Consider the following 26,921-nt stretch of genomic DNA (forward strand, 5'->3'; position numbering starts at 1 on the left):
CCCAATGATATATGCCCAGGATCGGGGTATTGCAGCCACGGTCAGTCTGCCTGCCACCGCCCAACGGCAGGCGTTGGTGATCGGCAACAGTAGTTATCGGATCGGAGTCCTGGCCAATCCGGTCAACGACGCGCGGCTGCTTGCCGATGCCCTGCGCAGGACCGGATTCGCCGTTACCCTGGTGGAAAACAGTGATCGCCCGGCCATGCTGGCTGCCATTGCCCGCTTTGGCGATCTGCTCGATAAGGGTGGCACGGGCCTCTTCTATTATGCCGGGCACGGTTTGCAGGTGCGGGGAGAGAACTGGCTGATCCCGGTCGATGCCGACATCCGACGCGAGGAAGATGTACTGAACCACGGCGTGAATATCCAGGTTCTGCTCGACCGGATGCACGCCGCCGGCAATCCGCTGAACATGGTTTTCCTCGATGCTTGCCGCAACAACCCCTACACCCGGACCACCCGCGCGCTGGGGGGGCTGGCACGGCTAGACGGTGGGCTGGGCACCTTGATTGCCTTTTCCACCGCGCCTGGCCAGATTTCCGAAGACGGCGATGCCCACAGCCCCTTTGCCCAGGCGCTCGCCCAACAGATGCAGGTGCCGGGCTTGTCGATCGAAGAAACCCTCAAGCGGGTTCGCGGCGAGGTGCGACGCCAGACCCATGGCAAGCAGATCACCTGGGACAGCTCCAGCCTTGAAGGCAGCTTCTATTTCCTGCCCGGTGCCTTACCAGCGGCGATCTCGTCCGAAATCGACGAGGACATCCGCTACTGGGACAGCATCCGCGATACGGCCAGCCGGGGGGAGATGCAGAAATACTTGCAGCGCTATCCGCAAGGGCGTTTTGCCGAGCTGGCCCAACTCCGGCTGGCCAGCCGCCAGGTTTCTGCCGAGGGTCGCAAGCCGGCTTCGGCCAAGATGACCCGTGCTTACTTTCCCAACTATCAGGGTGCCGCCAACGTCGATGATGTGGAACGTGCCGATGCCCAGATGGAGCGCACCAACGCGCTGACCCAGCGCTGGAGCGAGCTTCTGGTTACGCCATTGCAGAAGCTGGGGGCTCTGAGCAACGAACGGACCAAGGCCGTCAATGCCAGCTCGCTCAGCTTTCTGGAAAAAAGTCGGGCGAGCACCAGCAATATCCATGAATCGACGACCCTTATCCAGATCGTGTCCAACGACCTGTTCGCCTTCCACCGCGAGGTCACGGAGCTGGTCCAGCGCAAGGAACTCGACGCGGCCGACATCCGCCTGGAAGAAGGCGCCCGTCGCGTGGCCGAGCTGGAGGCGCTGACCGCCAAAAAGCAGCAACAGCAGCAAGACGCGCTCCAGTAGCTCGATACCACCGTGGTCAGCCCGCTGACGGGCTGACCTGCACACCGGGTAGTCACGCCAGCGGCGCACCCTTGCGAGCGCGGGCAGCGGGGGCAAGCCGACTCAGTGCCAGCCTACAACCTGATCGCTCTCGAACTGCACTTCGATCTGGCGGCCATTGCCTTTCCAGACCCGGGTGATCGGCTTCTTGCCGAACAGCGATAGCGGGCTGACCTTCAACCCATCCGCCGTGCGACCGAACAGCGCCTCGACTTCCGGCAGCGTCATGCCGACGCGCAAGGTCGTGGCGGCGCCAGCGGCGGGCCTGGCGGCGGCCGGCGCCGCCGAGGTTGGGGCGGCCTTGCCGCCAGTGCAGGGCAAACGATCGGCACTCCAGCGCTTGCCTTGCAGGGTCAGTGTCGTCTGGTCCGGGCGCGAGGTGTCGTTGCCCTCCTCGGTGCACTGCCAGTCAACCTTGGCCGTGGTTGCATCGACCCACGTCACGGCGTTGGGCGCCGCGTGGCCGGTACGGCATTCACTCAGCTTGGCCGGCAAGGGAATGTCCTGCTGTTTCCCCGGCCTGCCTCTGAGCGGCAGTTTGCTGAGAATCAGGATATCCATGCCACCGCAATCGGACGGGTCGCCACTGGCACTGAGTATCCATTGCCGATCCGGCGAAACACTATTGGGCAGGTAGCTCCCCACCTGGACCTGGGCGCCACTTTCATGGTCGATCAGGTGCTCGCTGCCCCACTCGTAATTGCTTTCCCGCACGAAATGAAAACCGCTTGCCGGGTCGTAGCCCTCATAAGCAAAAATCTTCATTTCCTCGCCATCGGTGGGGTTGTTCTGGTATTGGATTTTCTTGCCCTTTCCAGCCAGAACGGTCAGGGTTTTGCCCTTGCGCACGAAGTTGGGATTGCCGCTTTTACTCAGGCATTTTTCAATACTGAAATCAGCGTCACCACCGTCGTCGCTGGCGGGGGGAGGCACGCACTGGCTCGGCACTCCGACTGGCTCGGCCGCCAAGGCAGGAAGGCTGATCAACAAGGGGGCAAGGCACAGCAAAGGGATGCAGCGCTTCAATACGGGCATGGCAATCGGTCCTGATCAGGCTGGCAACAGGGCAATGCCGTTGCCAGCGTGTTGAGTGAAGTGAAATGAATGTCGGGCCAATGCGGCGGGCGATGTATCCGCACGCGAATCAGTGTTATTGCTGGCGATATTGGCGGAAGCCGATCCAGGCGAGAAAAAGGCCGGCAATGAGCATGCAATAGAAACCGGCGCCCAGGCCCACCACATCGCTGAAGGCAATCGTGGGCAATTCACGTACGGCCCCGCCCCGGCCACTGAAGGCCGCCATCATATCGCCCAACATGGCGGTACGCCGGGCCAATCCCGCTTGTGCAGCCGAGACAATACGATAAGTGTCGTAAAAACCCACAAGTGTGGCCGTCAATGGCAGCCCGAGCAGCAAGGAAGTCAATCGGTGGCGAATGAACAAGGGCGCGATCATCGCGACGACCCCCACCCAGAACAACAGCAAGGTCAGCGTATTGCTGCTGCCAAACATATTCATCAGCCGGTCCAGGCTATGCAGGGGAACGGCCAGCCCCAGGCTCTTGAAGGTCACGAAGGTCAGCGCGGTACCACCGAGCAGAAACAGCGCATAGGCAACCAGTGTGGGAATGCCGTGCACGGCCAGCAGTTGCTGGCCGATATGGTTCCCGTGCTGACCGAGTGCCTTGCCTAACTGCCCGCCCATTTCAGCCAGTTGCTGCGCCTCGCCTGCGGCCGGATGCACTGCCAGGACGCCATCACCGCCCATTTCCAGTCGTACCGGGCCATTCAGCCGGGGAGATTCACTGCCCCGCCACAGGCTGACATCGAAGGGATAGGTCTGGCCATCGGCGTTGACGATGCCTTTGCCATCGTTCTGGTTGTAGTGAATGATTTTTCCGGTGCGGTTCATGACGACTCCTTGGTGGATGAATACAACAGGTGACGCTGGCCGAGCCCGAGCGGTATCAGGGCACAACCAGCGGTAAAGGGTTTTTGGTGAGATCGAGTACATCCGCGTGTTCGAGATTGGCCACGACGAGATTCCGGTCGGCAATATCGCGTACGCCCCGGGCACAAAGCCGCAAGGTCACCGGGTAGGCAAAGGTCGCCCCGTTCCGGGTGATGACGTCCTCGATGCGGCGGGCCAGTTGCTCGCTGGCGGGGCGGTATTCATGCGGCGGCGGATTGTTCAGCACGATGGCGTAACGGCCGGACTCGAACGCGAACTGCATCGGGGCTTCCAGCCCGGAAACGCGGAACACGCGCTGGTTCAGGTCGAAGTGCGAGAAGCTGACCCGGCTTTTGAGCGAGAAGCACGATTGCGATTGCCAGCGCGTCAGCAAGGCATCGATCTGTGGTGTCAGGGCATCGAGCAAAGACCGGCGCTGGAAGCTATTGCTGGTTTCGCGGTAGTCATTCGACATCGCCTCAGCCATGCGCTCGTAGGGGACGGGCAGGCGAGCTTGGCCGTAATACAAGGCCATCAGGCCGGCCTGATCGTCGAGCAAGGGGTAGCTCGCAGCGTTGCGGACAGGTGCGGACTCACGGGCAGAGGCCGCGAGCGGGGCGGGCTGAACGGGTGTGGCGGGGTGGCAGGCCGACAAAGCCACCACCAATCCGGACACGACAGCAATACGAAACATGAAGCCACCCCGCAAATGAACTGGGATGGATTCTAGAAATGCCGCGACCCGCGGCCCATTCGTATCACTACGCAGCCACTACGTAGGATTACGCAGACTCAACAGCAGGCAGTGATTTGGCTCACAGGAGGGATGAACCGCCGCAGGCTCAGCGTTCGCCCGCGAGGTGCAGCAGTTCGTTGAGCTGGGCCGGAGAATGGATGTCGAGTTTCTTGCCAAGATTGAGGCGGTGGGTTTCGACAGTGCGATAGCTGGTGCCCAATTGCTGGGCGATCTGCTTGGCCGACAGGCCGTCCGCCACCAGCGCCAGAACTTCGCGCTCGCGCGGGGTCAGCGTCTGCAAACGGATGCGATGCGCCAATACCTGCTCCTTCCCTTTGACGGCCGTGGCGATGGCCTGCGCAATCGCGGCAATCAGTTCGCTGGCCGGCTGGCCTTTTTCCAGAAAATTGACCGACCCTTCGCGCATGGCGCTGACCGCCAGCGGCACGCTGCCCTGTGCGGTGAGCATGATGAAAGGTGTCTGCACCGGTCTTGCCGCCAGCGCCCGCAGCACATCCATGCCGTTCAGGCCCGGCATGTGATAATCGCAAACGATGCACGCCAGCGACAGCCCACTCACCGCGACCAGGAATTCGGCCGCGCTACCAAAAGAATGGACGTGATAGCCTGCCGCATCCAGCTGAAAGCTCAAGGCATCGAGCAGCTCGGCGTCATCGTCGATCAGGGCAATTTCGTCTCGTGCAGCCACTGCAAAATCCTCGTACCGTGAAACGCTGGCAGGTCGTTCCCATTTCCTGGGCGCTGCTGATATTGGGCATCGTGTTATCCGCGCTCGGCGCCTGGCAAATCGGGCGCCAGCTCGACCGTGACGCCAAAGCCGCTTTCGACGAGTCGGGCCAACTGGCAAAAACAGCCATCGCACGGCGCCTGCAAGACTATCAGGCGGTGCTATCCAGTCTGCAAGGCCTCTACAACACGTATGGACTGGTTTCACAGCAGGAAGCCGAGCGTTTTCTGGCCCAGATCCAGCATTCAGACACAGTTGGCACCAATCGTCTGCCCGGCATCACGTTGCTCGACTATCTGGCGGCATCAACCGGGACCAGCGATCAGACGCAACCGGTCTATCACCCACCGCTGAATGCATTTACACCGAATGGTCAGCAGTCCACCGCCAACGCAACAATCACGCTGCAATTGCTCAACGGGAATCCCAGCATCAATCGTTTTGGCCGCATGGCCACCGTGCGTGGCCCTGGCGAATCGAGCAATCCTGGGCTGGCGTTACGGCTGCCAGTGTATCGCGCGGGAGCGCGTCTCGAAACGGCGGCCGAGCGACAACGGGCCTATCTGGGCACCGTCGGGGCCTGGTTCGATATCCCGTGATATTTCATGAAGCCATGGGGAGTGCAATCCATCGGCAATTGCGGCTGCAATTGTTCATGGATGCGCCAGCGCAGGCCGCGGGAGAAGCCATGCGCCGTATCCCGCTCTTCGACAGCCAGCCGGGTCCGACCGATGCCGCAACCTGGACGCAACACCACTCATTGCCCTTTGCGGGACATGAACTGCCGCTGACCATCAGCAGCCAGCCCGAGCATTGGCAACGCCAGCGCTGGCTGAGTAGCGCCGTGCTCCTGGCCGGGATAGCGCTCTCGGTACTGGTGTTCCTGCTGGTGCGGCAAAAGCTGGAACGCCGGCTGGCCGAACACCGTCTCGAACTGGCGCACTATTCGCGGGTGATCACCCTGGGTGAAATGTCCTCGGCCATCGCGCACGAACTGCGCCAGCCGCTGGCCGCCATCCTCGCCTACCTCGATGGTTGCCAGCGCAAGCTGCACCACCAGCGGCTCGAGGCCGGCGAGTTGCAAACGATCCTGGAAAAATCAGCCACCCAGGCCGAGCGCGCGCAAAGCATCATTGCCCGGGTTCAGGCGGCGGTGAAACGCGAAAAGGACAGCGCTCAGCCTCGGCAACAGATCCGGTTGCATACGCTGTTGGGGCATGTCCTCGCCCTTGCCCATGGCGAGGCGCAACAGGCGGGCGTCACGCTGGAAGTACAGGCAGTGCCGGACCATGCGCTGCTGGTTGCCGCCATGGATGTCGAACTGATCCTGCTCAACCTTATCCGCAACGCCATCCAGGCTACCCAGGGCCAGCCGGGTGCATGGGTCGGCCTCATCTGCCACCCCGAGCAGGACCGGCTACAGATTGAAGTCCGGGACAATGGGCCCGGCATCAGCGACACGATCATGGCCACACTCTTTGAAGCCCACCGGACCAGCAAGGAAGATGGCACCGGCATGGGCTTGCGCCTGAGCCGGTTCCTCGCCGAGGCCAACGCCGCGACGCTAACGGCTGGCAGGAATACGCCACGCGGCAGCGTATTCATACTGACGTTGCCGACCACGCTGGTGGATCGAACAAGCCAACTGGCCTGACTCGGGACATTCGAGGGAAGCGCCCGCTCGCTGCTTTAGCGGGCCAAGCCGGTTCCTCTGTTGAATGCAATGCCGTTGGGTAGCCGAGGCACGGTGGCCATGCGGTGCTTTACGCTAAGCTGATGCTGGAATCTGTCAGATCAATTCCAACGTCAGCCCCCTATCCAGAGGAAGTGTCATGTCGTTCACTACGCTGCAATCGCTTTTTGCCTACAAAGCGTGGGCCAATCGGGAGTTGTTCGAGCTACTGGCAACACTATCGCCAACTCATGCCGAGCAACTTCACGTCTGCATCCGTACGCTGAACCACATTTACGTTGTTGATCGGATCTTCCGTGCGCATCTGAGCGACGAAAGTTGCCCATTCGACGCCACCAACACCCAGGACACGCCGTCCCTCAGCCAACTACGCAGCGATGTCGAGACAACAGATGCCTGGTACGCAAGCTATGTGGCCACGCTTACCGGGCCGGCGCTATCTGAAGTATTGACTTTCACATTCACCGACGGCGACACAGGGCGAATGAGCCGGGAAGAGATCCTGCTGCACGTCATTACTCACGGCGGATATCACCGGGGCAATGTAGGCCAGGTGCTTAAGCCAATCGCGGTTGCTCCCCCTCGCGATATCTACACCAAGTTTCTGCATACCAGCGAACCCACGCGCAGAAAGGCCTGACTCCGGCCGCGAACATTGATTACCTCGCGCACCGCTTGCGGGCCGCGTTTCATGGCTTCCCCGGAGGTGGGATCGAGCCGCGCGAATTCCTGGGGCGGTCGTCGATCACGCTGCCCGAAAGCCCTTCGTGGCCGTCTCCCTCAATTCTGGCGTGTTGCAGGGTGGATGCCTGTTTTGGGTTCGCCGAGCATAGGCGGGCCAAGGAATCAAAACTTGACAAGAAAAGCTGGCGCACCGTCACTCTGATCGGCACGCCAGCTTTTTGATCGATCTAAAGTAATATCCCGACCAATGACTTTTCTTGTTACAGGCTGGGTTTGTTATTGGCTTGTTTGTCTTTCTTTTGTTGCTCCAGAGCCGCTTTCTTTTCACTTTCCCCGGTAAGCTGACTGTACATGGTGGCGATGTCAAAAATCGCAACGTCAAGTGAGCTAGTCAACTGCATATTGTATTCGTCCACGCTTCGACGATTTTTCAGAATGTCGTGGCCTGCAGCGTCCACTTTAATGAAGTAGCTGCACTTGTCGCCAAATTTTGTTGGCGCAACTTCCACGGCCGTATATGAATATTTTTCAGAAGAACACTCATTCGAGGTTTTTGTCAGACCGCTCTTTGAATATTCCCAAGACATATGAAGCCGATTCTCGTAGCTTCCATTGTTTCCCTTGGAGTCGTCAAGCGTTCCAGCAGCTCCATATTTTTCTTTCAACGCCGCGATCAGATTTTTGAAAGAAACTTGGTTGCCTTCCTTTGGTCTTTGATTGCGCACCACACCCCAGATGGTGTTTTTGTCAGTAACAAAAATAAAAAACTCATCAGATGGCTTGCGTTCTTTTTGATTGTTTGTGGCATACATGTATTGCAGCTTGCCATCATTGCCTTTGACTTCAATAATGGCATAGGCACTATTTACTGCTTTAAGCTTGCCTTTCAAGGCGTTTGCAGAGTATGGGTCACCTATTTTAATTCCAGATATATCCGGCGCGGCAAATGCGGCAGAAGAAAACAACAAAAAGGATAGTATGATACTTTTGATTTTCATATATTCGTTCTTTCTTCTAAATTAGTTGGCGTTCAATGCGAATTGAATTCTAAAATCTGATAAGCACGCACCAATATTTCGCAAGCTGTTGCGCGATAGAAATAATACAGTAAGTTATGACAATGTACACTTCCTGTGCATAAATGCGACAGCGCCAACCTGTATTCAAGACAATGGATCTGCTGCGCATGCTGGAACGGACGCGGTGGCTATTCGAGGATTTCGCGGATCTGCTGGATGGCCATCAAGCCGAAGCCGCCCACGGCTGCATACCACCTGGAGCGCCCGATGTCGTGGGCGGCAGCCTACGTGCGCACAACCCACGTCAACAGCGGTAAGACAGCAAGGCTCATCTCGCCACTTACCGCCTGATTCGCGCTGGGGATGCGCATTTCGCGCAGAGTACCTGCACATGGCGGGAACGCTGCTGGATGTGATCCGGCAGCGACGCGTTTAGGTCAATGCACCACGTTGTTCCGGAAATAGACGTAAGTGTTGCCGCCGGAGGACTCATATACCCACTGGACGTGGCCACCATTGTCGTTGATGTGATCCGGGGCCCCGAAGGCACGCCGCACATGGCTTGGGCTCATGCCCTTCAACACCAGGCCCCGCTCGGCCGCATCGGCGTAGAGACGCTGGATATTGTACTGATCCGTCTCCATTTTCAGGCGTACCGCGTTGTCGATATCGACGGGAGGCGCCTTGGCCTTCACTTGCTCCTGCGTGCCACCAACCCCGCCAGGGGCTGCGCATGGCAGATCGCTGAAAGTTATTTTTCCTTCGGTATCGGTGCATTTGAAAACAGCGTGGGCACAGGGGCTTAACGCCAGCATAGCCAGAATGAAAACGGTGCGCATGATAACCTGTCTTTATTAGTCAGGTATAAATGCTACTCCCGAATGCAATTGCCAGGCCAAGCAAGCGAAGTTGGGCCCTACTCCATCCCCCCCACTGACGGCGATGATGCGACCAATGTTTTGCAACGCGTCCAGGTGTTCAGCGGGAATGCGCCGTGCTGGATTTCACCACGCCGATGCCACCGAGGTGGCGGGCAGCGATGCAGATGGAACATGCGCAGTCATTCACATCAGATCGTTTTGCTCGGGCTTCAAACAAGTCGCAGCGTAGCGCCGGGGAATGTCGGCCGAAAGAAAAAGCATCGAATAGATGCGGGTCAATGATTGTCCCGCTTCAAGGACTCCATGATCTTCAGGGCTGCGTGCCGCGTCTTGGGTGCTTTGCAGGGCCGATCCCAGGCGGTCAGGACCTCGAAGAGGTCGGCAATGGCCATCATGCATGCACTCCAGCTCATCTCATCGCGCTTCAGCGCCGCGGATAGCCCCGGCCGCCCACGGTTTCGTGATGCGCGCCAGCGATTTCCGTCAGTCCACGCAGGTGCTTCGGTAGGGGCAACGTTGAAGGTCGATTCATCCTCAGGTCGCCCCTTATGTCCTGTTACTGCGCTTCCTCGGTCTGCTGCTGGGCATTGAACTCCTCGGTCGCCTCTCTCACCACCGTTGCCACCTTGCCCATCATCGGCACCAGCCGGCTTTGCAGTATCCCCGAGATGTTCTGCAACACCAGCGGCATCTTGTCGACCAGCGCCTGTCCCGCCGGGGTCTTGTAGAAGGCGATCAGACCGTCGATTTCCTCCTGGGTGAAGGTGTCGCGATACAGCTTGATATAGTCCGGCTTCAGTGGTCCCAGGTGAGGAACTCGCTCATGATCTGGTGCAGCTTCGGCTCCAGTGACACGAACAGCCGGGTGGCTTTTTCCTTTTCCTCGGGATTCAGGTTCTGGGCATCGATGCCCGCATCGAATGCGCTGCGCATGGTGCCGTCCACCTGGGCCAGCGCCCCTTTCAGCAATTGCTCCGACTTCGTCACGGCAAGCAGTTCTTCCACCGAGCGCTCGCTGGGCGGCGCGGCAATGCATGCGGTGGACAACACCAACAGGGCAGTTGCAAGGAGGCTTTTTTTCATGGGAATCCACCAGGAAGAGGGACCGGACCGATAAGCATAGCCGGAACGCTGTCCGGATTGCGGGATCAGAGCGGCGCCGCGTTCATCACGTCGGGCGTGCACTGGTTGCGTACGATGGCGGCGGGGTTGCCAGCCACTACCGAATAAGGCGGGATATCGTCGGTGATAAAAGCGCCGCCACCGATCCGGCTACCCCGACCGATGGTGACGCCCCCGACGATGATGGCGTTCGGCCCGACCCAGACTTCGTCCTCCAGCACCGGAAAACCAGTTACCCGCTCGCCATCGCGCGCGATGCGGTCGCGACGGCCCAGCGTCACGCCGTGAAACAGCGTGACGTTGTTACCGATCCGTGCCCCCTGATTGATCACCAGCCCCCAGCCATGCGTCAGGGCCAACCCGCCACCGGCATCGGTGCGCCAGGGGAAATCCATGGCGGCGCTGTGGGTGGCCCAGCGGTGCAGCAGTTTGAAGACCGGCAAAGTGATCCGGGCCATCCCCTTCCCGGCCGCCACGCCCTGGCACAGCCGCATCGTGACCACGACGCGGAAATTGCGACGCGAAACGAATCCCTTCAGCAGGCAGCCGATGCTGAATCGCCCGTACTGGCGGTGGGTGTCGGCCTTCAAGGCATTCCAGGGGGTCATCCGTGTCTCCGGGTTATCGTGGGTCGGCCATTCTATCGGCCATCGCAAGATGCATGAAATGGCCAGATCATCCTTGCCAAGGCTACAAAATATCCGTTTCGGCCTGGCGACAGCCAACCTCTGGCCCGCTGGAACCCACTGGCCGTCGGTGAAGGCGCGATACGGTTCACCTGGGTGCCGCAACGGCGTTGGCGTGACATGCGCTGAGGGTTGAGCCTGCGGCCCCTTCTTCCGGCGCCATGGCGCATTCGAGCACTCCGGATCGCCTCGGCCACCCATGGTAATTGTCACCCCAAAAGGTGAAATATACCTTTCCCAACCAAGGTCATTTTCACCCGAAGGTAACGTTAAGGCGTGGATTTGCTGGCTTGCAGCGATGGCATGGGTGTTGCTCAAAGGTAATCTCAACCAAGGAGACCACGATGAACCTGCCGGACCGCCACACGAGGCGGACTGCCTGCGACACCGATATCGCCACGGCGCCCGCTTCTCGTCACCGGCCCGATTTTCGCTGCGGCACCTTGCCCGGCGAAGCCTGGCTTCGCGATCCCGATGTGGTCTTACGCAGCGCGATGGCGAAGCAAGGGACCGGTGATTCGATGACCTCCCTGGGCGCCCACAAGAGCCCGCGCGTGCCCGATGGCGGCACACCGCCCCCACCAACGCCAATGCCAATGCCAATGCCGTACCTCCACCTGAAAAACAACATGCTGTTCTTTACCAACCCGCAGGCCTGACCGCTGCCCATTCCGACGAGACAACGCCATGGGTCCCTATCGTAAACACTGGTTCATCCTCATCGCCGTCGTGGCCGTGATGTTCGGCCTGCTCGGCTATTTTGGCCGTGAGGTCTATCGCCACGCGCCTCCCATTCCACAGCAGGTACAAGTGCAGAACGGCCCGGTTCTGTTCACCGCCGACGACATCCTCGACGGCCAGACGGCCTGGCAGTCGGTAGGCGGCATGCAGCTCGGCTCCATCTGGGGACACGGCGCCTACCAGGCGCCCGACTGGACCGCGGACTGGCTGCATCGCGAACTCGGCGCCTGGCTGGATCTGGCGGCGCAACAGACCCACGGCCAGCCTTATGCCGCGCTCGATGCGCCGCGGCAGGCGGCATTGCGCGCCGCATTGCAGCAGGAATATCGCGGCAACCGCACCGACCCCGCCACCGGAACGCTGGTGGTATCGCCCCGGCGCGCCGCAGCCATGCAGCAGACCGCGGCCTACTACGACCAGTTGTTTTCCGATACACCGTCGTTCCAGCGCAGCCGCCAGAACTTTGCGATGAAGGAAAACACCCTGCCCAGCGCCGAGCGCCGGGTTGCGCTGACCCGCTTCTTCTTCTGGACCGCCTGGGCCGCCGCCACCGCGCGACCGGGCCAGGATGTCACCTATACCAACAACTGGCCGCATGAGCCCTTGATCGGCAACCAGCCCAGCGCGGAAAACGTGGTGTGGTCCATCGTCAGCGTGGTGGTGCTCCTCGCCGGCATCGGCTTCCTGGTCTGGGGCTGGTCGTTCCTGCGGCGGCAGGATGAGGCGGAAGAAGCCGCGCCGGCCAGCGATCCGCTCGCTGCCGTGCCACTCACGCCATCGCAGCGCGCGCTCGGCAAATATCTGTTTCTGGTGGTGGCACTGTTCGTGTTCCAGGTCCTGCTGGGTGGCTTTACCGCGCACTACACGGTGGAAGGCCAGCAGTTCTATGGGATCGACGTATCGCAGTGGTTCCCCTACGCCCTCACCCGTACCTGGCACATCCAGAGCGCATTGTTCTGGATCGCCACCGGCTTTCTTGCCGCCGGGCTATTCCTGGTGCCGTTGATCAATGGCGGGCGCGACCCGAAATACCAGAAGCTGGGGGTCGATGTACTGTTCTGGGCCCTGGTGCTGGTGGTGGTCGGCTCGTTCATCGGCAACTACCTGGCCATCCGCCAGATCATGCCGGCCGAACTGAATTTCTGGTTGGGCCACCAGGGGTATGAATACGTCGACCTGGGCCGGCTGTGGCAGATCGCCAAATTCATCGGTCTGCTGCTGTGGCTGGGGCTGATGTTGCGCGGCATCGTGCCGGCGCTGCGCCAGCCAGGTGGCGACAAGAACCTGCTGGCGCTGCTCACCGCGTCGGTGGTGGCAATCGGCCTGTTCTACGGCGCCGGCTTCTTCTACGGCGAGCGTACCAGTCTGTCGATCATGGAGTACTGGCGCTGGTGGATCGTCCACCTGTGGGTGGAAGGCTTCTTCGAAGTATTCGCCACCACGGCGCTCGCCTTCATCTTCGCCACCATGGGCCTGGTCTCGCGGCCGATGGCCACGGCGGCCAGCCTGGCTTCGGCATCGCTGTTCATGCTGGGCGGCATTCCCGGCACTTTCCACCACCTGTACTTCGCCGGCACCACCACGCCGGTGATGGCGGTCGGCGCCAGCTTCAGCGCGCTGGAAGTGGTGCCGCTGATCGTGCTCGGCCACGAAGCCTGGGAAAACTGGCGGCTCAATCATCGCGCCCCATGGATGGCGCAGCTGCGCTGGCCGCTGATGTGCTTCGTCGCCGTGGCGTTCTGGAACATGCTGGGGGCGGGGGTGTTCGGCTTCATGATCAATCCCCCGATCTCGCTCTACTACGTGCAGGGGCTGAACACGACGCCGGTCCACGCCCACGCGGCGCTGTTCGGGGTGTATGGCTTCCTGGCGCTGGGGTTCACGCTACTGGTGCTGCGCTATGTGCGCCCCAACTTCGCGCTCGACAATCGCTGGATGGCGACGGCGTTCTGGTCGCTCAACATCGGCCTGGTGCTGATGATCGCCACCAGCCTGTTGCCGATCGGCATCATCCAGTTCCTGGCCAGCGTACGCGAAGGACTGTGGTATGCACGCAGCGAAGTATTCATGCAGCAGCCATTGCTCCAGACGCTACGCTGGGTGCGTACGGGGGGTGATCTAGTGTTCATCGGCGGTGCCGTGCTGTTCGCGGCCCAGGTGGTACGAGGGCTCTGGAACACGCCATCCACGGTGATTCCGGAACGGGTACCCACCGCGATGGCGCGGCAAGGGGCCTGATGCCGATCCGAGGGGCGCGCCGTCAGCGTGCCCCACGCGAAATACCAAGCAAGCTGACCGCCAAGGCGCCCTGCGGCGCCTTGGCGATTGGTACATGGTGCCGATCGGGGTGATACCGATCCGGACACCGATCGGATCGGCCAGGGTTCAATCGTGCGCCCGGCAATCAATAAATTTCCGCAAATAAAATCGAAAAAATCGATAAATTGATCATGTATTGATTGTGACAAAGCGGCTTTTCCGGGCCACCCCAATTGATAAGGCGCACCGTATGGTGCTCGATGGCCAATCATGCAAAGTGTTCATTTTTATTCAGACAAAACTGTATGTAATGGCGATACAAAAAGATACCAGCAGGGAAGGTGCGAAAATTCCAGCCGTAAGTTAGTCTCTTACAGCCATGCGATTTCGCGAATCGGCCAGGAGAGATGATGCGCAATAACCAGCCCGTCACCCATCACGAGATCCATGTTCCCAAAGATATTTATCTCGTTTCCCAGACCGATCTGAAAGGCATCATCACCGATGCCAACGACGCATTCGTCAAGATTTCCGGCTTCGAACGCAGTGAGCTCATCGGAAAATCCCATAATCTGGTGCGCCATCCGGATATGCCGGAAGTCGTTTTCGATGAATTGTGGGCCACCCTCAAATCCGGATTGCCTTGGCGTGGCATCGTCAAGAACCGGGCCAAATCCGGCGATTGCTACTGGGTCGACGCCCAGATCTGCCCCATCCAGCGCAATGGCGTTACCACCGGCTACATGAGCGTGCGCCGCAGCGCCTCGCGCGATGCCATCAGCGATGCCTCCCGGCTGTATGCGCAACTGGCCGGCTCGCGAAAAACCACGGCGGCCGTGCGTAAACACGGCGTTCAGGTACAAAGCGCCTTCTTCGGGTTGCAGATACTGGCCTTTTTGGCTTTCCTCGCGGCAATGCCGCTCGGGTCTTCTGCATGGCGGTGGCTATGCCTGGTGATTTGTCTTGCGGGTTTGCTGGCAAGCATGGCGCTATTGCGTTACCGGATATTCGGACCACTGACCCGATTGCACCACCAGGTGGGCCAGTTGGCGGAAGGCAATCTTTCCGAGCGAATTGCCATCGTCAAGCCGGACGAAGCCGGATTTTTGCAGAATCAATTGACTGTTCTGCAAATGCGCTGGCTCGTCAGCATTGATCATAATCAAAGCGCCATCAAAAGCGCGCTGACCAATATCGAGCAGGCGGCGCAACGTAGCGCCAGCATCAATGGCCAGATTCATGAGCAATACGGCCAGATATCCAGTACCGCGGCATCGACGGAACAATTTTCCCAGACCATTGCAGAAGTGGCCGGCAATGCGGCGGCCACCTCCGCAGCAGCCTCCGCGTCGCTGACGCAGGTATCGGAAGGCCGTATTGCAATGAAATACGGCGAGGATGCAATGCAGACGATTATCCAGACCGTGGGTGAATCCACCGTCCAGTTATCGAAACTGCACCAGGCAGTGGCGCAAATCGGAGATATCGCAATCACCATCAAGGAAATCTCCGATCAGACCAATCTATTGGCGCTCAATGCCGCCATCGAAGCGGCCCGCGCGGGCGAACAAGGGCGCGGTTTCGCCGTGGTGGCGGATGAAGTGAGAAAACTGGCGGAGCGCACCGGCAGCAGCACCCAGGAGATCGGCGTCAAGATCAACGCGATCCAGAAAATGGCCCTGCAAGTGGTGGACACGGTCGAAGCCGCGGGTGCCGCCGTTCAGGAAGGAGCCGGGCGCATCGTCGAAAGCGGCAGGCAGTTCGAAAGCGTCTCGCAATCGAGCAGCCACACCGTCGAACTTTCGGAACACATCGCCACTGCGGCGCAGCAGCAGAACCAGGCCAGCCAGGACATCGCACGAAACATGGAAAACATGGCCGGTCTGTCCCTGCGCAACCGGGATGATGTCGCCGGCCTGGCCGTCGAGCTGGACGCCCTGCGAGGTGGGTTGGCATTGATCCGGGATGGGCTGAATCAATTCCAGGTGATCGAATCGAGAGCGCTTGCCGGCTAATCCTGGCTTAGCGGGGCGAATGCCGCGGCGGCAAGGCCTGCCACCGCGTCTGCGCCCCTTCGGGGATGCAAACCCACTCCCGCTCGGTCGCAGCGCACCTGAAGGCGCTGGTCTCAGCATCCCACCGGTGCGCCCGCGCCGTATCCCGCACATCATCCAGAATGCACACGTCGGCGCCTGGCGCGAGTCACGCGCCTGGCCCGCAGGCCACTGGCTGAGGCGCCCGTTCATTGGGTTCGTCGTCGGCTTCGATCAGCACACGGCCATAGGGTACCAACACAGGCCATGACAATGGCGAAGCCAAGGCCTGTCTTGGTGTCCGCGTTGACCGACAGTTAGGCCGTACTGCGCCTAGAACTGCTTAAGCAAATAGTCGTAGGTTGATTCAAGTGCAACAACGTACGGTATCCTGCTGTCAGGAACCTTAAGAGGGGAAACGCTCCGAACAAAGACGCGTTTGCCATTGATTTCGACATCAAGCCAAGTGACAAGAGACGCGCCATTGTTGGGATTTTCTTGGACACTGGAGATGCCACGCTTCCACTCATTGTCTCCTGCTGTACTCGTAAAGAGCACTGGATCGATGACTGCTGCGGAACCACCAAGATCGTTGTTGGCTACAGACGAGGCGATAACTGCGCCGAGGACTCCAAACACTGATCCGATTGTTCCAGCGCGAAGTGATCCTTGCATGTTTTGGTACACCACAAAGTGGTGCACCTTTACGCTAGTAGGGGTGCTTTCCCCGAAGCGCTCATAAATACGATGTTGGAGCAAACGCATGGCGCTGGGATCCGTCGCGATGTTACCCAGCCGGTAGATTCCGTATCGCTCGCTGGTGATGATGTAGCTAAAAACCTCCTGCGTGTTTTCGTCGGCTGGATGAACGTCTTGGAAAGCTACAATTTGAGACTTGTCAAGATCATTAACGGAAAATTTTACCGGCGGTGCACTTGCACAAGCAGTCAAGAAAATAGGAATGGCAAGAGTGATTAGTCGTTTCATTGTGGTAGGTGCTCTATTTGAGCTCTTGGTGGAAGATGTGGCTGCATTGCGTCATACAGGCATAACGTTGGAAATCAGCCGCACCGATACGGTGCCGGCTGCATTGACTTGTTAGCCATTTTTCGACACTTGTGTGCCGAGAGTGGCTATCTGCTTTTTGCATTCATCAATTACCTCTTTGCTGATCTCTCTAACCTCTCTGGCTAGGGTATTGACCTTCCCCCACCCAGTGAACCACTAGTTAGTTAGCGATTTGCTCATGTTGGGGTTGATGGGTTTCCCGATACTGCATCGGGGTCTGGTACTGCAGGACACTATGCGGCCGGACATGATTGTAGTCCTGCCGCCAGGATTCGATCATGGCCCGGGCGTGGATCAGGTTGTGAAACACCGACTGATTCAGACACTCCTCGCGTAGCCGGCCGTTGAAGCTTTCGATAAAAGCATTTTCCACCGGTTTGCCGGGCCGGATGAATTGCAGCTTCACCCCCGTGGCGATGCGCCCATTCATCCAGTGCCCGACCGGTGACATTACGTATGGGGATTTGATCGGAGAGTATTGGCGGGACGTGATCACTGACGGACATGGCAGCTACTGGAACGCCAGCAAGCCGAGCCACCATCCCGCTTGGCATGGGGCGCTGGATGTGGGGATGATCGCGCATGATGACTGGGAGCGACGGCAGCACCTGTTGCTCAAGGTGCTGAGCTATCTGGCGAAGCCCGATCCCTGGCTTCAGCAAGGGGTGCCAGAGGGCCCCAAGCGCTTCAGGACGTTTGGGCGAGGGGATATGGTGAGGCTAGGAAAGGTCAAGCGAGGCAGGCCGAGGGTGAAGCGCAAGCCTGCGGGCCAAGCAACTCATGGGTAAAAACATGGGTAGCAAACCATGAGCAACAAAAAAGCCCTGAATAATCAGGGCTTTGCTGTTGGTTCCTGGCGGAGACGGAGGGATTCGAACCCTCGATACAGGTTTAAGCCCGTATGCCTCCTTAGCAGGGAGGTGATTTCAGCCACTCATCCACGTCTCCGCGAGGAAGCGGGATATTACCCTGCGGGCCAGGGAGCGTCAACGAAAAAGCCTGCCAAACAAAACGCCCGCGCCCCAAGCGGGGAAACGGGCGTCTGCCGGGTCGGCAAAACCGGAATGCCGGGCCGCCGGGCAGTACCCGGCGAAGCCCGTTCCAGCCTGGCGATTACTCGCGATCCAGACCGAATGCCTTGTGCAACACGCGCACGGCGAGTTCCAGATACTTTTCGTCCACGATCACCGAAATCTTGATTTCGGAGGTGGAGATCATCTGGATGTTGATGCCTTCCTCGGCCAGCGTGCGGAACATGGTGGAGGCCACGCCCACATGGCTGCGCATGCCGACGCCGACGATGGATACCTTGCAGATCTTGTCGTCGCCGGAGATGTTCAGCGCGCCGACGTGGGCCTGCACGCCTTCGAGCACCTTCACGGTACGGGTGAGGTCGTTCTTCGGCACGGTGAAGCTGAAGTCGGTGGTGCCGTCCTGGCCGACGTTCTGGATGATCATGTCCACGTCGATGTTGGCGTCGGCCACCGGGCCCAGAATCTGGTAGGCGATGCCGGGCTTGTCCGGAACGCCGATCACATTGATGCGCGCTTCGTCACGGTTGAACGCGATGCCGGAAACGACGGGCTTTTCCATGTTGGAATCTTCCTCGAAGGTAATCAGCGTGCCCTCGCCTTCTTCCTGGAAGGACGACAGCACGCGCAATTTCACGTTGTATTTGCCGGCAAACTCCACCGAGCGAATCTGGAGCACCTTGGAGCCCAGGCTGGCCATCTCGAGCATTTCCTCGAAGGTGATGGTCTTGAGCTTGCGGGCCTCGGGCACGACGCGCGGGTCGGTGGTATAGACACCATCGACATCGGTATAGATCTGGCATTCGTCGGCCTTGAGCGCGGCGGCCAGCGCCACGCCCGAGGTATCCGAGCCGCCACGCCCCAGGGTGGTGATGTTGCCTTCGGCATCGACGCCCTGGAAGCCGGCAACGATCACCACCCGGCCGACGGCCAGGTCGGCGCGCATGTTGTCGTCGTCGATCGACTGGATGCGGGCCTTGGTGAAGGTGGAATCGGTGAGGACCTTGACCTGGGCGCCGGTGTAGGAGCGGGCATCGACGCCCAGTTCCTTCAGCGCCATGGACAGCAGGCCGATGGTGACCTGTTCACCGGTGGAGATGACCACGTCCAGCTCGCGCGGGTCGGGGTTAGCCTGGATTTCCTTGGCGAGCGCGATCAGGCGGTTGGTTTCGCCGCTCATGGCGGAGACCACCACGACCAGATCGTGCCCTTGCGCCTTGAACTTGGCCACGCGACGGGCCACGTTCTTGATGCGCTCCGGCGAACCGACCGAGGTGCCGCCGTATTTCTGGACAATCAATGCCATGTTGCAACCTGTGGGTTGAGAGTGCGAATGCTGAATACGCCGCCCGCTTGCCGCGAGATTCGGCGAAACGGGCATTGTAAAGAAAGCGGCAGGGGTTTTCGAGCGGTTAGACCGTGAGGACAGGCACTCTGGGGGCGATTGCGCACATTAATTCGTAACCGATCGTACCGGCCGCCGCTGCGACCTCGTCGATGGGCAGCTTTGCGCCCCATAGTTCCACGGAGCAGCCAATGCCGGCCCCGGCCAGCGCAGTGAGGTCCACGGCCAGCATGTCCATGGATACGCGCCCCAGCAAGCGGGTGCGAACCCCATCCACCAGCACCGGCGTACCGGTGGGGGCGTGGCGCGGATAACCGTCGGCATAGCCGCAGGCCACGATGCCGATCGTCATCGGCCCATCGGCGACGAAGGTAGCGCCATATCCGACCGCATCGCCAGCCTGAACCCGCTGGGTGCCGATGATCTTCGAGCGTAGCGTCATTGCCGCCTGCAGGCCGAGATCGGCCGCGCTGCGTGCCGCAAACGGCGATGAGCCATACAGCACGATGCCGGGCCGCAGCCAATCGCGCCGGGTTTGCGGATAGGCGATCGAAGCCGCCGAGTTGGCCACCGAATGCCGCAGGTCCAGGCCCTCGGTTGCGGCATCGAAGCACGCCAGTTGCGCCGCGATGCCGCGCGCCGGGTCGTCGGCGGTGGCAAAGTGCGTCATCAGGGTGATGCCCGCGACATTGGCGCATGCCCCCAGGCGCGCCGCCACCTGCTTGGCATCGCCAGCGGGAAAGCCCAGTCGGTTCATGCCGCTGTTCAACTTGAGGAACACGTGCACCGGGCGATCCAGTGGCGTGGTTTCCAGCCAGGCGATCACCTGCGGCTCGTGAACCGCGAGCCATAGATCATGGCGCGCCGCCAACATCAGCTCGTCGTGGGAGAACACGCCTTCGAGTAGCAGGATGGGCTGCGTGACCCCCGCTTCGCGCAGGGCGATGGCGCCTTCGATCTCCAGGATCGCGAAACCATCGGCGTCGTGCAGCGCCTGCGCCACGCGCAACAGACCATGACCATAGGCATTGGCCTTGACCACGGCGAACGCGCGGCTGGTAGGCGCCAGCGATTTGATATTCAAATAATTACTGCGGATCGCGCCGACATGGATCAGCGCTTCGATGGGACGACTCACGACAAGGCCTCGCGGGCACGACGTTCACGGCGGCGGCGCCAGTACCAGACAGCCACCCCCATCAGGATCAGGGCGGAGAACACCAGGATGCCGGTCTGGCCACGCTTGAGCCATTTCAGCAGCCATTCGTGATTGTCGGCCCCGAAATGCCCCAGGTAGACCCATACCGGCACGCTGACCAGCGCGGCCAGGCCATCGAGCAGCAGGAAGCGCCAGTACGGCACGCACTGGCTCATGCCGGCGGTCAGGAAGATGGGGGAACGCAGGCCCGGCAGGAAGCGGGCAATGAAGAGTACGCGGTTACCGTAGCGCGCGAACTTGTCCTGCACCGCTTCGTAGCGGTCGGGGGTGAGGACATGCGCGACCCAGCGCCATTTCAGCGCACGGGTGCCGTAGTGCCGCCCCAGCCAGAACATGGTGGAATCGCCGATCAGCACCCCAGCCATGCCCACCGCGAACATGGTGTGGACGTTGGCGTAGCCCAGCCCGGAAATGATGCCGCCCGCAACCAGCGTGACGTCTTCGGGTATGGGGACGCCAAAGCCGCAGAACAGCAGGACGGTGAAGACCGCGACGTAACCGTAGTCGGTGAAAAAAGTGACGAGGTATTGCAGGATATCCATCAGGAACAACGCCTGGCGCGGATGGGCTGCGCGATGCGGGATCATAGCACGGCACGTTCCGCGAACACCCGGAACTTACATCCAGTCTGGTGCATGGACTGCCATATGGATCAGCCGGTTCCCGCCATCCAAAAACAGTGATGGATTCGTGTTATAACCCAGCGGACTAAAACTTAAGACAGGCGAGCATGGATCGCGGTTTCTTCCTGATTCTGGGAGCGCAATTTCTTTCCGCGCTCGCCGACAATGCCCTGTTCATCGCCGCGCTGGCGCTGCTCAAGGAGTTGCACGCCCCCGAATGGCATCTGTCGATGTTGTTGTGGAGTTTCACGGTTTCCTACGTGGTGCTCGCCCCCTTCGCCGGCGCCTTCGCCGACGCGCTGCACAAGGGGCAGGCGATGATGATCTGCAACGGCATCAAGATCGCGGGCTGTCTGGCGATGCTGGTGGGGCTGCCCCCGATTTTTGCCTATGCGCTGGTGGGGTTCGGCGCCGCCGCCTATTCCCCGGCCAAATACGGGCTGATCACCGAATACCTGCCGCACGAGAAACTGGTTGCCGCCAATGGCTGGCTGGAAGGCGCCACGGTTGCCGCCATCATCTTCGGCACCGTACTGGGCGGCGTGCTGGTGGGTGATCGCATCACCACCATGCTGCTCGGCTGGGGCGATCTGCTCGGGCGTTCCGAATGGCTGTCCCCCGCACAGTTCGCCATCCTGGTGATCCTGCTGGTCTATCTCGCCGCCGCGTGGATGAATCTGTACATCCCCAAGCTGCATATCCAGCTCAAGCCGCTGCGCATGAGGCCGATGGCGCTGATGCGCGAGTTCGGCCATTGCGTTGCCCGTCTGTGGCGCGATCCGCAGGGCCAGTTGTCGCTGGCGGTGACCACGCTGTTCTGGGGAGCCGGCGCCACCATGCGGCTGGTGGTGCTGAACTGGGCGGTGATCTGGCTGCATTTCAGCATGGAGCAGGCCACGCGGCTGGTAGCGGTGGTGGCTTTCGGCACCGCGTTCGGGGCCTTGATCGCCGGGCGCTGGATTCCCCTGAAGCGAGCCTTCACCGTGCTGCCGGCCGGCGTGGCCATGGGGGTGCTCGTTTGTTGCATGCTGTTTGTCAACCAGACGCCCATCGCCGCGTTACTGATGTTCCTGGTTGGTGGGCTGGCTGGATTCTTCGTCGTACCGCTCAACGCCATGTTGCAACACCGGGGCCACCTGTTGATGGGGGCCGGCCATTCGATCGCGGTACAGAACTTCAACGAGAACCTGGGGATACTGGTGATGGTGGGCATCCATGCGCTGCTGGTGCGGTTCATCAGCAGCCCGGTTCCCGCCGATGCGCCAGTGGCGGTGGTACGGCAGTTCCAGGCCAGCGGCCTGCCGCCGATGACACTGCTGATCGCCGGCTTCGGGCTGTTCGTGGCTGTGTCGATGATCTGGATCATCCGCCGCCATCGGCGGGGCATAAACGCGGGCATCATGCATGACTAACAACAAGATGATTCTGGCGACCATCCTGGTCGCGCTGCTTTCCGCCTGTTCCAAGACCAAGGAAGAACCGAACAAGTCCGGTCCGCCCAAGGTGGCCGCGGTCGAGGCCGAGCAACGCGACGTGCCGGTCACACTGTCCGCCCAGGGCAATGTGGTACCGATCAACCAGGTCGATATCCGGCCCAAGGTATCGAGCACCATCCGCACCGTGGAGATCAGCGAAGGCCAGAACGTAAAGGCCGGGCAGTTGCTGTTCACGCTGGATTCGCGCGAGGACGAAACCGTACTCCAGCGCAGCGCGGCGCTCATCCGCAAGACCGAAGCCGATCTGGTGCTGGCGCAGCAGACGCTGCGACGCAACCAGGAGCTGGCAAAATCCGGCTTCATCTCGCCCAGCGCGGTCGATACCGCGCAAAGCCAGGTGGATTCCCTGCGTGCCGATCTCGCCGCCGCGCGCTCGGACCTCAATACCAATACCGTCAAGGTATCGTACAACCGGATCACCGCGCCTTTCGCCGGCCGCGCAGGCGCCATCGCGGTCCACCCCGGCAGCCTGGTGCAGCCGGGCAGCGCGGAGCCGATGCTGACCCTGGTGCAGCTCGACCCGATCCAGATCGAATTCACCGCGCCCGAACGCGACCTGCCGCTGCTGCTGGCGACGCAAGCCAAGGGCAACCTGGTGGTGCGGGCACGACTGGCCGACGGCGGCGAGCGAGCGGGCCGCGTGGTGTTCATCGACAACACGGTCGATCGCAACGCCGGCACCATCAAGCTGAAAGCCGAGTTCGCCAACGCCGACCATCAATTGTGGCCCGGCCTGTTCGCCCGGGTGGAAGTGGATGCCGGCGTGCAGCGCAACGCCGTGCTGATCCCGGCCGAGGCCGTGATCAACGGTCCGGACCGCCGCTTCGTCTACGTGGTGCAAGCCGACGACACGGTCAAGGATCAGACCGTGACCATCGAGCGCATCGTCAACGAACGCGCGGTGGTCGAAGGCCTGCCCGCCGGTAGCAAGGTGATCAGCGAAGGCGGCCAGAACCTGCGCCCGGGCACCAAGGTCACCGTCACCCGCGCAGCCACCGCGCCACGCGACGCCACCGCCTCCACCCCGCGTAGCGCCGCCGCCAGTGAGGCCGGCGCATGAACATCTCCGAAGTCTGCATCCGCCGCCCGGTCGCCACCTACCTGGTATGGCTGGCGGTGGTGGTGGCCGGCGTCGCCGCGTGGTTCAAACTGCCGATCTCGGCATTGCCGACCTACGACACCCCCACCATCAACGTTGGGGCCAACCTGCCCGGCGCCAGCCCGGAAACCATGGCCACGTCGGTGGCAACCCCGCTGGAGAAGCAGTTCTCCACCATTCCCGGGCTGAACGTCATTACCTCGTCCAGTTCGCTGGGCCGCACCTCGATCACGCTGGAATTCGACACCAGCCGCGATATCGATGCGGCGGCAGTGGACGTGCAGGCCGCGCTGTACCGCGCCAATCGCGCGCTGCCGGACGATATGACCAGCCCGCCGTCGTATCGCAAGGTCAACCCGGCCGACGCGCCGATCCTGCTGATCTCGCTGGCGTCGCCCTCGCTATCGCTGGGCGAGCTGAACGATTACTCCGACAACCTGGTGGCCCCCGCCCTGTCGACCATCACCGGCGTGGCGCAGGTGAATGTGTTCGGCCAGAAAAAATACGCGGTGCGGATCGAGGTCGATCCCGACCGCCTCGCAGCGCGTGACCTGACGCTGCCCGAACTGTCCAGCGCGCTGAAGTCCGCCAACTCGAACTCGCCGGTCGGCCAGCTCGAAGGCAAGCGCCAGGTGCTGATCCTGCAAACCGACCAGCTCAAGCGCGCCGCCGATTTCGTCCCGTTGATCGTCGCGGTGAAGAACGGCCAGCCGGTGCGCCTGTCGGACGTGGCCAAGGTGTCCGACAGCGTCGAGAACATCAAGACCGGTAGCTGGGTGAATGGCGAGCGCTCCATCGTGCTGGCCGTGCAGCGCCAGCCGGGCGCCAACACCGTGGCGGTGGTCGATGCCATCCGGGCCATGATGCCGCGCCTCAAGGCCCAGCTACCCGGCTCGATCCAGATCCGCGAACTGAACGATCGCTCGGCGTCGGTGCGCGAGGCCATCCACGATGTGAACCTGACCCTGCTGCTGACCATCGCGCTGGTGGTGCTGGTGATCCTGCTGTTCCTGCGGCGGCTCTCGGCCACGCTGATTCCGTCGGTGTCGGTGCCGCTGTCCATCCTGGCCACCTTCGGCCTGATGTTGTGGCTGGGCTATAGCCTGGACAACATCTCGCTGATGGCGCTGACGGTGGCGGTGGGGCTGGTGGTGGACGATGCCATCGTGGTGCTGGAAAACATCGTGCGCCACATCGAGGAAGGCATGAAACCCTTCGAGGCCGCGATCCGCGGCGCGCGCGAAGTGGGCTTCACCGTGGTGTCGATCTCGATCTCGCTGGTGGCGGTGTTCATTCCCATTTTCTTCATGCCTGGCGTGATCGGCCGGCTGTTCCATGAATTCGCCGCCGTGGTATCGCTGGCCATCCTGGTATCGGCCGCCGTATCGCTGACGCTGGTGCCACTGCTGGCCTCGCGTTTCATCCGCCACGATCACGAAGCCGAGCAGAAGCGCCCACCGGCCTGGAGCCGTTTCTTCGAAGCACTGTTCGAGCGCACGCTGGCCGGCTACCGCCGCAGCCTGGACTGGAGCCTGGAACACCGCGCCATCGTGCTGCTGGTGGCGCTCGCCACCTTCGGCCTGACCGCCCTGCTCTACGTGATCTCGCCCAAGGGTTTTTTCCCGCAGGAGGACATCGGCCAGATCCAGGTCACCGTCGAAGGCCCGCAGGATGTCGCCTATGCATCGCTGCTGGCGGCGCAGCAGGAAATCGCGCGCCGGGTGGAGGCCAATCCCAACGTCGATTATCTGGTCTCCAACGTTGGCGACTCGGGCAATACCGGCCGCATGTTCATCAGCCTGAAGCCGCGCAGCGACCGGGCGCCGATGCCAGCCGTGCTCGACAGCCTGCGCAAGGCCACCGCCAACGTGCCCGGGGTGCAAGTCTATTACCGCGCCACGCAGAACCTGAGTGTCGGCGGGCGGCAATCGTCGTCCAGCTACCAGTACACGCTGCAATCGGTGCGCGCCGAAGGGCTGTACGACTGGGCGGACAAGCTGCTGGCCGAGCTGCGCAAATCCACCACCATGGTGGACGTAACCTCGGATGTGAAGAAGAACGGCCTTCAGGCACGCATGGTCATCGACACCGACCGCGCCCAATTGCTGGGCGTGGACATGCAGACCATCCGCGACACGCTCTATGCCGCCTTTGGCAGCCGCGAGGTCTCCACGCTGTATCTGCCGCAGGACAGCTACCCGGTGATCATGGAGCTATCCGAAGCGCATCGGCGCGACGAATCGGACATCGACCGCGTTTACGTGCGCAGCCGCGAAGGCTCGCTGGTGCCGCTGTCGTCGATCGTGCGCATCACCCGCGAGCCGGTGAACACCACGGTGAACCACCAGGCCCAGTTACCGGCGGTGACGATCTCGTTCAACCTGGCGCAGGGGCATTCCCTCTCGGACGCAGCCCGCGCGCTGGAAGACGCCAAGGCCCGCATCGCAATGCCGGAATCAATCTTCGGCGGCTTCGCCGGCGAAGCGGCGGTATTCCAGAACACGCAGAGCACCCAGCTCTGGCTGATCCTGATCGCGGTGGCGGTGATCTACCTGATCCTGGGCATGCTGTACGAAAGCTGGATCCACCCGGTGACGATCCTGGCCGGGATTCCATCGGCCGCCGTCGGCGCATTGCTTTCGCTACGGCTGGTGAACCTGGAACTCAGCTTCATCGCAATGGTGGGCATCCTGCTGCTGGTGGGCATCGTCAAGAAAAACGCGATCATGATGATCGACTTCGCACTGGAAGCGCAGCGCACCCGGCACATGCCGCCACGGGAAGCGATCCGCCAGGCGTGCCACCTGCGCTTCCGCCCGATCATGATGACCACCTTCGCCGCCGCCACCGGCGCCCTGCCGATCGCACTGGGCATCGGCGCCGGCGCCGAGCTGCGCCAGCCGCTGGGCGTGGCCGTGGTGGGCGGGCTGATCTTCTCGCAGTTGATCACGCTCTACATCACGCCCGCGCTGTACATTACTTTCGACAATCTTTCTTCCAGATGGCAAAGAGAGCGGCCATTGGCGCTCCATGACGAACTGCCGCGCTGACCGGATTCACTCCATTTCGCGCCAGCCATCTCTCAGCGCCCCGCCCTGCGGGGCGCATTCCA

Annotated in this window: 23 protein-coding genes, 1 tRNA gene and 2 pseudogenes; 10 read left to right on the plus strand and 16 right to left on the minus strand. The window is 61.2% G+C overall.

Going from position 1 to position 26,921, the window contains the following annotated elements; genetic code table 11:
• Positions 1–4 precede the first annotated feature (4 nt).
• Entirely contained in the window at positions 5–1,336 is a 1,332-nt protein-coding gene (locus FAZ21_RS11310) for a caspase family protein (RefSeq protein WP_169307368.1), read from the plus strand.
• Positions 1,337–1,438: 102 nt separating this feature from the next.
• On the opposite strand, the gene FAZ21_RS11315 is transcribed toward FAZ21_RS11310, so the two are convergent.
• The 4 genes from FAZ21_RS11315 to FAZ21_RS11330 all read right to left on the minus strand — a co-directional run bounded on the left by FAZ21_RS11315 (position 1,439) and on the right by FAZ21_RS11330 (position 4,771).
• Positions 1,439–2,308 (minus strand): hypothetical protein, encoded by an 870-nt coding sequence (locus FAZ21_RS11315; protein ID WP_136773557.1) that lies wholly within the window; start codon positions 2,306–2,308, stop codon positions 1,439–1,441.
• A 217-nt stretch (positions 2,309–2,525) separates the two neighbouring features.
• Positions 2,526–3,287 carry a hypothetical protein gene (locus FAZ21_RS11320; protein WP_136773558.1) on the minus strand — a complete coding sequence of 254 codons (762 nt, stop codon included), beginning with the start codon at positions 3,285–3,287 and terminating at the stop codon, positions 2,526–2,528.
• Positions 3,288–3,342: 55 nt separating this feature from the next.
• On the minus strand, positions 3,343–4,020 hold the full coding sequence (locus FAZ21_RS11325) for a hypothetical protein (RefSeq protein WP_136773559.1): 678 nt from the start codon (positions 4,018–4,020) through the stop codon (positions 3,343–3,345).
• 148 nt (positions 4,021–4,168) lie between these two features.
• Positions 4,169–4,771, minus strand: coding sequence for a response regulator transcription factor (locus FAZ21_RS11330; protein ID WP_136773560.1), 603 nt, complete (start codon positions 4,769–4,771; stop codon positions 4,169–4,171).
• A 17-nt stretch (positions 4,772–4,788) separates the two neighbouring features.
• Between FAZ21_RS11330 and FAZ21_RS11335 the strand changes: the two genes are divergently transcribed.
• The 3 genes from FAZ21_RS11335 to FAZ21_RS11345 all read left to right on the plus strand — a co-directional run bounded on the left by FAZ21_RS11335 (position 4,789) and on the right by FAZ21_RS11345 (position 7,143).
• A complete protein-coding gene (locus tag FAZ21_RS11335; RefSeq protein WP_136773561.1) occupies positions 4,789–5,409 on the plus strand; it encodes a CHASE domain-containing protein in 621 nt (206 codons plus the stop codon).
• Between the two features lie 89 nt (positions 5,410–5,498).
• Positions 5,499–6,464 (plus strand): sensor histidine kinase, encoded by a 966-nt coding sequence (locus tag FAZ21_RS11340; protein ID WP_169307369.1) that lies wholly within the window; start codon positions 5,499–5,501, stop codon positions 6,462–6,464.
• A gap of 178 nt (positions 6,465–6,642) precedes the next feature.
• Positions 6,643–7,143, plus strand: a complete 501-nt coding sequence (locus tag FAZ21_RS11345) for a DinB family protein (protein WP_136773563.1) — start codon at positions 6,643–6,645, stop codon at positions 7,141–7,143.
• A 304-nt stretch (positions 7,144–7,447) separates the two neighbouring features.
• On the opposite strand, the gene FAZ21_RS11350 is transcribed toward FAZ21_RS11345, so the two are convergent.
• The 6 genes and pseudogenes from FAZ21_RS11350 to FAZ21_RS11365 all read right to left on the minus strand — a co-directional run bounded on the left by FAZ21_RS11350 (position 7,448) and on the right by FAZ21_RS11365 (position 10,817).
• Complete coding sequence (locus FAZ21_RS11350) at positions 7,448–8,185, minus strand: hypothetical protein (RefSeq protein ID WP_136773564.1); 738 nt, start codon at positions 8,183–8,185, stop codon at positions 7,448–7,450.
• A gap of 458 nt (positions 8,186–8,643) precedes the next feature.
• Positions 8,644–9,045: a DUF4124 domain-containing protein gene (locus FAZ21_RS11355; RefSeq protein ID WP_136773565.1), complete on the minus strand. Its 402-nt coding sequence runs from the start codon at positions 9,043–9,045 to the stop codon at positions 8,644–8,646.
• Between the two features lie 598 nt (positions 9,046–9,643).
• Positions 9,644–9,778: a hypothetical protein gene (locus FAZ21_RS21080; RefSeq protein WP_281279761.1), complete on the minus strand. Its 135-nt coding sequence runs from the start codon at positions 9,776–9,778 to the stop codon at positions 9,644–9,646.
• A 6-nt stretch (positions 9,779–9,784) separates the two neighbouring features.
• Positions 9,785–9,895 (minus strand): annotated as a pseudogene (locus FAZ21_RS21265) (DUF2059 domain-containing protein); the annotation flags it as partial.
• The gene (locus FAZ21_RS20855; protein WP_246038610.1) at positions 9,883–10,170 is read right to left on the minus strand and encodes a hypothetical protein; all 288 of its coding nucleotides are present in this window, start codon (positions 10,168–10,170) and stop codon (positions 9,883–9,885) included. The pseudogene FAZ21_RS21265 and the gene FAZ21_RS20855, both read right to left, overlap by 13 nt.
• Before the next feature lie 65 nt (positions 10,171–10,235).
• Positions 10,236–10,817 (minus strand): LbetaH domain-containing protein, encoded by a 582-nt coding sequence (locus FAZ21_RS11365; protein ID WP_136773567.1) that lies wholly within the window; start codon positions 10,815–10,817, stop codon positions 10,236–10,238.
• A 422-nt stretch (positions 10,818–11,239) separates the two neighbouring features.
• Here FAZ21_RS11365 and FAZ21_RS11370 point away from each other — a divergent pair, with 422 nt between their 5' ends.
• The 3 genes from FAZ21_RS11370 to FAZ21_RS11380 all read left to right on the plus strand — a co-directional run bounded on the left by FAZ21_RS11370 (position 11,240) and on the right by FAZ21_RS11380 (position 15,910).
• Positions 11,240–11,554, plus strand: a complete 315-nt coding sequence (locus FAZ21_RS11370; protein ID WP_136773568.1) for a hypothetical protein — start codon at positions 11,240–11,242, stop codon at positions 11,552–11,554.
• Between the two features lie 28 nt (positions 11,555–11,582).
• Complete coding sequence (locus FAZ21_RS11375; protein WP_136773569.1) at positions 11,583–13,874, plus strand: nitric-oxide reductase large subunit; 2,292 nt, start codon at positions 11,583–11,585, stop codon at positions 13,872–13,874.
• A 431-nt stretch (positions 13,875–14,305) separates the two neighbouring features.
• A complete protein-coding gene (locus tag FAZ21_RS11380; protein ID WP_169307371.1) occupies positions 14,306–15,910 on the plus strand; it encodes a methyl-accepting chemotaxis protein in 1,605 nt (534 codons plus the stop codon).
• Positions 15,911–16,261: 351 nt separating this feature from the next.
• Here the strand turns inward: FAZ21_RS11380 and FAZ21_RS11385 are convergent, their stop codons facing one another.
• The 6 genes and pseudogenes from FAZ21_RS11385 to FAZ21_RS11410 all read right to left on the minus strand — a co-directional run bounded on the left by FAZ21_RS11385 (position 16,262) and on the right by FAZ21_RS11410 (position 21,133).
• A complete protein-coding gene (locus tag FAZ21_RS11385) occupies positions 16,262–16,915 on the minus strand; it encodes a hypothetical protein (protein WP_136773571.1) in 654 nt (217 codons plus the stop codon).
• Positions 16,916–17,156: 241 nt separating this feature from the next.
• Positions 17,157–17,439, minus strand: a pseudogene (locus FAZ21_RS11390) (integrase core domain-containing protein); the annotation flags it as partial.
• Positions 17,440–17,850: 411 nt separating this feature from the next.
• Positions 17,851–17,944: transfer RNA gene (locus tag FAZ21_RS11395), tRNA-Ser, on the minus strand.
• A 165-nt stretch (positions 17,945–18,109) separates the two neighbouring features.
• On the minus strand, positions 18,110–19,333 hold the full coding sequence (locus FAZ21_RS11400; protein WP_136773573.1) for an aspartate kinase: 1,224 nt from the start codon (positions 19,331–19,333) through the stop codon (positions 18,110–18,112).
• Positions 19,334–19,439: 106 nt separating this feature from the next.
• Positions 19,440–20,510, minus strand: coding sequence for an alanine racemase (gene alr, locus FAZ21_RS11405; RefSeq protein WP_136773574.1), 1,071 nt, complete (start codon positions 20,508–20,510; stop codon positions 19,440–19,442).
• A complete protein-coding gene (locus tag FAZ21_RS11410) occupies positions 20,507–21,133 on the minus strand; it encodes a DedA family protein (RefSeq protein WP_136773586.1) in 627 nt (208 codons plus the stop codon). Before FAZ21_RS11410 ends, alr begins: the two co-directional genes overlap by 4 nt.
• Positions 21,134–21,321: 188 nt before the next feature.
• Here FAZ21_RS11410 and lplT point away from each other — a divergent pair, with 188 nt between their 5' ends.
• Genes lplT through FAZ21_RS11425 form a run of 3 tightly spaced genes read left to right on the plus strand, consistent with a single transcriptional unit; the run spans position 21,322 to position 26,859 of the window.
• Positions 21,322–22,626, plus strand: a complete 1,305-nt coding sequence (gene lplT / locus FAZ21_RS11415; RefSeq protein WP_136773575.1) for a lysophospholipid transporter LplT — start codon at positions 21,322–21,324, stop codon at positions 22,624–22,626.
• Positions 22,619–23,770: an efflux RND transporter periplasmic adaptor subunit gene (locus tag FAZ21_RS11420; protein WP_136773576.1), complete on the plus strand. Its 1,152-nt coding sequence runs from the start codon at positions 22,619–22,621 to the stop codon at positions 23,768–23,770. The genes lplT and FAZ21_RS11420 overlap by 8 nt, the downstream gene beginning before the upstream one ends.
• Positions 23,767–26,859, plus strand: a complete 3,093-nt coding sequence (locus tag FAZ21_RS11425; protein WP_136773577.1) for an efflux RND transporter permease subunit — start codon at positions 23,767–23,769, stop codon at positions 26,857–26,859. Before FAZ21_RS11420 ends, FAZ21_RS11425 begins: the two co-directional genes overlap by 4 nt.
• Positions 26,860–26,921: the final 62 nt, after the last annotated feature.

This window comes from Chitiniphilus eburneus (genome assembly GCF_005048205.1).
Lineage (GTDB): Bacteria > Pseudomonadota > Gammaproteobacteria > Burkholderiales > Chitinibacteraceae > Chitiniphilus > Chitiniphilus eburneus.

What these genes read in the sequence shown, in the direction of transcription:
- FAZ21_RS11375 (WP_136773569.1), top strand. Translation starts at nt 11,583, where the DNA reads ATGGGTCCCTATCGTAAACACTGGTTCATCCTCATCGCCGTCGTGGCC.
- FAZ21_RS11345 (WP_136773563.1), top strand. Translation starts at nt 6,643, where the DNA reads ATGTCGTTCACTACGCTGCAATCGCTTTTTGCCTACAAAGCGTGGGCC.
- FAZ21_RS11320 (WP_136773558.1), bottom strand. Translation starts at nt 3,287, where the DNA reads ATGAACCGCACCGGAAAAATCATTCACTACAACCAGAACGATGGCAAA.
- FAZ21_RS11370 (WP_136773568.1), top strand. Translation starts at nt 11,240, where the DNA reads ATGAACCTGCCGGACCGCCACACGAGGCGGACTGCCTGCGACACCGAT.
- FAZ21_RS11410 (WP_136773586.1), bottom strand. Translation starts at nt 21,133, where the DNA reads ATGGATATCCTGCAATACCTCGTCACTTTTTTCACCGACTACGGTTAC.
- FAZ21_RS11340 (WP_169307369.1), top strand. Translation starts at nt 5,499, where the DNA reads ATGCGCCGTATCCCGCTCTTCGACAGCCAGCCGGGTCCGACCGATGCC.
- FAZ21_RS20855 (WP_246038610.1), bottom strand. Translation starts at nt 10,170, where the DNA reads ATGAAAAAAAGCCTCCTTGCAACTGCCCTGTTGGTGTTGTCCACCGCA.
- FAZ21_RS21080 (WP_281279761.1), bottom strand. Translation starts at nt 9,778, where the DNA reads ATGCCGCTGGTGTTGCAGAACATCTCGGGGATACTGCAAAGCCGGCTG.
- FAZ21_RS11355 (WP_136773565.1), bottom strand. Translation starts at nt 9,045, where the DNA reads ATGCGCACCGTTTTCATTCTGGCTATGCTGGCGTTAAGCCCCTGTGCC.
- FAZ21_RS11425 (WP_136773577.1), top strand. Translation starts at nt 23,767, where the DNA reads ATGAACATCTCCGAAGTCTGCATCCGCCGCCCGGTCGCCACCTACCTG.
- FAZ21_RS11365 (WP_136773567.1), bottom strand. Translation starts at nt 10,817, where the DNA reads ATGACCCCCTGGAATGCCTTGAAGGCCGACACCCACCGCCAGTACGGG.
- FAZ21_RS11420 (WP_136773576.1), top strand. Translation starts at nt 22,619, where the DNA reads ATGACTAACAACAAGATGATTCTGGCGACCATCCTGGTCGCGCTGCTT.
- FAZ21_RS11325 (WP_136773559.1), bottom strand. Translation starts at nt 4,020, where the DNA reads ATGTTTCGTATTGCTGTCGTGTCCGGATTGGTGGTGGCTTTGTCGGCC.
- FAZ21_RS11385 (WP_136773571.1), bottom strand. Translation starts at nt 16,915, where the DNA reads ATGAAACGACTAATCACTCTTGCCATTCCTATTTTCTTGACTGCTTGT.
- FAZ21_RS11310 (WP_169307368.1), top strand. Translation starts at nt 5, where the DNA reads ATGATATATGCCCAGGATCGGGGTATTGCAGCCACGGTCAGTCTGCCT.
- FAZ21_RS11380 (WP_169307371.1), top strand. Translation starts at nt 14,306, where the DNA reads ATGCGCAATAACCAGCCCGTCACCCATCACGAGATCCATGTTCCCAAA.
- FAZ21_RS11350 (WP_136773564.1), bottom strand. Translation starts at nt 8,185, where the DNA reads ATGAAAATCAAAAGTATCATACTATCCTTTTTGTTGTTTTCTTCTGCC.
- FAZ21_RS11400 (WP_136773573.1), bottom strand. Translation starts at nt 19,333, where the DNA reads ATGGCATTGATTGTCCAGAAATACGGCGGCACCTCGGTCGGTTCGCCG.
- lplT (WP_136773575.1), top strand. Translation starts at nt 21,322, where the DNA reads ATGGATCGCGGTTTCTTCCTGATTCTGGGAGCGCAATTTCTTTCCGCG.